The 4121-nt window shown below is 43.4% G+C and carries 5 protein-coding genes and 1 pseudogene; 1 reads left to right on the top strand and 5 read right to left on the bottom strand.

The features are described from left to right. From PX484_RS25885 to PX484_RS22665, 5 genes and pseudogenes are all read right to left on the bottom strand, one after another. Nucleotides 1–121, bottom strand: a pseudogene (locus tag PX484_RS25885) (DUF4258 domain-containing protein); the annotation flags it as partial. A 1-nt stretch (nucleotide 122) separates the two neighbouring features. Next, a complete protein-coding gene (locus tag PX484_RS22680) occupies nucleotides 123–338 on the bottom strand; it encodes a hypothetical protein (RefSeq protein ID WP_002803030.1) in 216 nt (71 codons plus the stop codon). A 16-nt stretch (nucleotides 339–354) separates the two neighbouring features. Continuing rightward, the gene (locus PX484_RS22675) at nucleotides 355–804 is read right to left on the bottom strand and encodes a PIN domain-containing protein (protein WP_002803031.1); all 450 of its coding nucleotides are present in this window, start codon (nucleotides 802–804) and stop codon (nucleotides 355–357) included. A gap of 91 nt (nucleotides 805–895) precedes the next feature. Next, complete coding sequence (locus tag PX484_RS22670) at nucleotides 896–1711, bottom strand: PEP-CTERM sorting domain-containing protein (RefSeq protein WP_287768344.1); 816 nt, start codon at nucleotides 1709–1711, stop codon at nucleotides 896–898. Between the two features lie 458 nt (nucleotides 1712–2169). Continuing rightward, nucleotides 2170–2802: an HAD-IB family phosphatase gene (locus tag PX484_RS22665; RefSeq protein WP_287768347.1), complete on the bottom strand. Its 633-nt coding sequence runs from the start codon at nucleotides 2800–2802 to the stop codon at nucleotides 2170–2172. Nucleotides 2803–2888: 86 nt separating this feature from the next. On the opposite strand from PX484_RS22665, the gene PX484_RS22660 reads away from it, so the two are divergent. Next, nucleotides 2889–3707, top strand: a complete 819-nt coding sequence (locus PX484_RS22660; RefSeq protein WP_287768348.1) for a carbon-nitrogen hydrolase family protein — start codon at nucleotides 2889–2891, stop codon at nucleotides 3705–3707. Nucleotides 3708–4121 lie beyond the last annotated feature (414 nt).

The raw sequence follows: 4121 nt of genomic DNA, 5'->3' as shown, positions 1-4121 counted from the left end.
TTTGTTCCATCGCCTCCCGTAATTCTTGAACACTGATCTGACGCAGGATACTTTGATTGACAGCGTGTTGAGAAAATTCCAATTGGTTTTGTCTAACTTTTTGACGAATTTCCTCAATCATTTCAGTGATAGCCGCCTTTAATTTGATCGTAAATATCCTTCGCTGTCATTTCGCCAAATAACTGATCTTTAATTTCTAAATAATTTAGAGGTTGGGATGCTGTTTCTCTTAGAAAGAAAGCCGCTTTAGCAATTCCCAATCTCTCTACAAGAGCTTTAACTCCCTCTTTTCTAATTTCCTCAATCTCAGGAATCGTCAAATCTGTTGGAACTTTCATAGTAATTTTTCTCAATTCAAGCGTTGAAAATAATGGCGACAAACTCCACAGGAGTTTTAACAGCAAGAGTGCCACTGTATTTTTTAATCATTCGATCGTCGCAGGTAATGAAGTAGTCTGCTTCTATAGCTTCGGCACAAGCAATATGCAAAGCATCTACTCCTTTAATTTTAGCAGAGGTTTCGATTTGCTGCGATCTTGCTAAGACCTCTTCCGTAATCAGTTGAAAGTGCCTAGCTTGTTGCAGGACTAGCTCGACAAAAGTGCGGCGGTCGCTGTAAGGATTTCGCTGGGTTTCATATACTAGCGCATCAGAAGAGACAATTTCTATTGCTTCATTCTCCACCAGCAGGAAAATTAATTGCATCGAGATTGACTCCAAATAGATTCTGGCTTGAGTCTGATCGTCAAAGATTCGGTTGAGAACACTCGTATCAAGATAGACTTTCAATTTTACTTTAGTCATTCACACTTCTACTATTATAACCCAAAAAAGCGATCGCACTTTATCAATATAGAGCGATCGCTGCCAATTTAAGGCTAGATTGACCAGTTTTTTATTTTAATTTGCGCTTCAAGACTGAACCCGCACCAAGAACACCAATGGCGAGTAAACCCAAGACTGAAGCAGGTTCAGGCACTGCTTGAGGCGGAGCTTTACCGAAACCATCGAGATAGACGTAACCCGCGTGACCACCGTAGGGGCAGTCAGATCCCAGCAAGGTCAGGGTAAAATCGTTACCGACCCGGCCGAGGGCTTGGAGATCTAATTGCTCCACTTGCCACTGATCGGTGTAGAACCAGCCTGTACCGAAGTCCTTGAAGATCGAGCCGTTATTGTAGGAGTTGTACACCCGCGAGATCAATACATCCCCTACGGTGTCATCTTTCAAGGTCAGACTGAAGTAATCGGAATCGGTCGAACCGTGAGAAGCTTCCAAAACCGACGCCCAGGCGAAGTAGATATTGTTGTCCATGTAGTTCTTAACCGATTGCCGGATAGTGCTGACGGAATTGTTATTGACTTGATTATTCATGCGCACGGCATGATCTCCAATGTATACGGTGGGCCCGACCCCCCCTTTAATCAGGTTTCCCACGATGGGATCGAGATCACCCACGTGGGTGATCGCACTCGCGTCCGCGCTCGCATCGTAGTCGGATCCGCCTACTTGGTAGTGATCCGGATCTACCGGTAACGGCGAGGTGCCGTACCAGTAGCCACTACCTTGCGTCCAACCGTTGAAATTACCGTCTTCAAAACCAGCATTGACAAAACCACCAGCAGCAGCAGGACGCACAAGGAAGGTGGTTGTTAGGGACAAACCTAAAGTAGAGGTTAACAAGAGTTTTAGCACAGTCGAAGTTTTCATGTTTAGAAAGTTTCCTCAAAACAAATAAACAAACAAATGTTCTGACTGATCTTTAAAGGAAAAAATCTCAAATTAAGCGACATTGGCAAGGGAGAAAAATTGGTTTTTTCAAAATTGCCAATCACTAAATTTTAAGTTAGTTCCTCAATGACAAGACAGAGCAACAACGGTATTTTACCCCCCCCCGATTTTGTCAAGTGTAAACCAACACAAATTTATAATTATTGTTACCCTTGAGAGTAGGGTAGTAAAAAAATCTTGGGTGCATCTCAATTTGGTCGAAATATCTATATTACAGAGCGCACGCAGTTCGATAAACTCACTGACCACAGTGCGCCCCTACCATTGGCGCAATAATATTATTGTAGGGGCGAATTGCATTCGCCCTCTTTGATCCCCCCTTAATCCAAGGGGGGTATCTGACAATTTTTAACCCCTACCTAATTAACAGCCAATCCCTAATCTCTCAATAACAGATATTCGCGAATCTCAAAAAAGTTATCCCAAGGAATATAGGGGTGATTTTCCGCTTGCAGATAATCGATTAAACGATCCCTAGCAAAAACTAGATCGGCCTTTCTAGCCATGGTAATATCGGTGACAGAATCACCGATCGCAATAGTTTCTACTCCTGAATATTTGGCCATAATCAAGGCTTTAGCCACTAATTCTGTCTCATTTTCCCAATCGGAGTGAACTTGCAGATATTCCCCTTGAGTATGAAGATTGACCCCATAAATTGCCGTCACCTTATCTAATAGTCCCTCCCGTTTTAAGACCGTTTCAATCATGCCCTGGATGCCACCGGAGATAATAATAAAAGGGATGGATTGCTCCTGTAAAAAAGCGAGGAATTCGGCTAATCCGGGGCGAATTGGCTTGCTTTCGGCATAGGCGAGAATATCGGCGTATTTTTGGCTCGGTATCGACTCTAGCAGTTGACGAACACCCCGGCGCAGAGTCAGAGTACGGGCGTACATTTGGGGCATAATTTGAGCCGATAAATGGGGGGCGAATTCTTTGAGCATACCCGCAAAAGTTTCCACGGCGGTGATAGTGCCATCAAAGTCACAGAAAACAATTTTACTCATGGGGTGACAAAATATCTGAAATTGGATATAATCGAAGGTTATGATTAATTTTACAGAGATTATCCGACTCTAGAGCTTCAACCCCCATGAAATCCTATCTCGCCGCCGCCATTCAAATGACCAGTCAGCCGGATTTAGAGAAAAATCTCGCTGCCGCTGAAGAGTTGATCGAACTTGCCGTGGGTAAAGGGGCGGAATTAATCGGTTTACCAGAAAATTTCGCTTTTATGGGGGCAGAAAGCGATAAAATCGCCCAGGCCGAGACTATTGCTCGAAAAGCCGATAAATTCCTCCGCACCATGGCCCAACGGTTTCAAGTGACTATTTTAGGGGGTGGTTTTCCCGTGCCGGTGACGGGTATTCCCGATAAGGCTTATAATACCGCTATTTTAGTCGATGGCAACGGTGCGGAATTAGCCCGTTATCAAAAAGTCCATCTCTTTGATGTCAATGTCCCGGACGGTAACACCTATCAGGAATCGAGTACAGTCATGGCAGGAATCGATTTACCGCCGATTTATGGCTCCGATAGCTTGGGAAAAATTGGCCTCTCGATTTGCTATGATGTGCGTTTTCCCGAACTCTATCGCTATTTATCGCGGCAAGGAGCCGATGTTTTATTTGTACCTGCGGCGTTTACAGCTTTTACAGGGAAAGATCATTGGAAAGTTTTGTTACAAGCGCGAGCGATCGAGAATACTTGTTATATAATAGCTCCTGCTCAAACGGGCAATAATTACGAACGCCGTTACACCCACGGTCACGCTATGATTATCGATCCTTGGGGTGTGGTTTTAGCCGATGCAGGGGAAGAAGCGGGAGTGGCAATTGCCGAAATTAATCCCCAACGTCTGCAACAAGTGCGACGACAAATGCCTTCCCTACAGCATCGTGTTTTTGTTTAAAATTCGATTCGACAATTTTGTCGATAAAAACGCCTAATTTTGGTATTTAACTCGGTTTTTTACCGTAACATTGCTCCCTGATAGCAAGGGCCGAATCTCAAACCTAATTAGGGTTCTTCGGTTTGTCTTATGCAATGTACAGGGTTATAAGGAATTAAACTCTTATAGAGAAAGACATTTGGCGATTTTTGTTAATTGTTTTCGATCTAGAGCGAACTAATCAATTAAATCTCTTGCCAGATAAGGATTTAGTCCATTTATGCCCCCCTATCGAACCATACCAAGTAACGAAGAACCAAAAATCTAGTTGGTTTATAATATTAAATAATTAACTTTATTTTTAGAGATGAATCTGATTTTGTCAAGCAAAGCGGCCGAAAGACTTCAACGAGAAGTGCAGTCAAGAGAAGATTT

This window comes from Microcystis sp. M49636_WE2 (assembly GCF_030065375.1).
Classification (GTDB): Bacteria; Cyanobacteriota; Cyanobacteriia; order Cyanobacteriales; family Microcystaceae; genus Microcystis; species Microcystis aeruginosa_C.
This window is presented reverse-complemented; position numbering and strand designations above follow the sequence as displayed.

Bases quoted from the DNA above. Each gene is read 5' to 3' on its own strand.
- PX484_RS22665 (WP_287768347.1), bottom strand. From the start codon at position 2,802: ATGAGTAAAATTGTTTTCTGTGACTTTGATGGCACTATCACCGCCGTG.
- PX484_RS22675 (WP_002803031.1), bottom strand. From the start codon at position 804: ATGACTAAAGTAAAATTGAAAGTCTATCTTGATACGAGTGTTCTCAAC.
- PX484_RS22680 (WP_002803030.1), bottom strand. From the start codon at position 338: ATGAAAGTTCCAACAGATTTGACGATTCCTGAGATTGAGGAAATTAGA.
- PX484_RS22660 (WP_287768348.1), top strand. From the start codon at position 2,889: ATGAAATCCTATCTCGCCGCCGCCATTCAAATGACCAGTCAGCCGGAT.
- PX484_RS22670 (WP_287768344.1), bottom strand. From the start codon at position 1,711: ATGAAAACTTCGACTGTGCTAAAACTCTTGTTAACCTCTACTTTAGGT.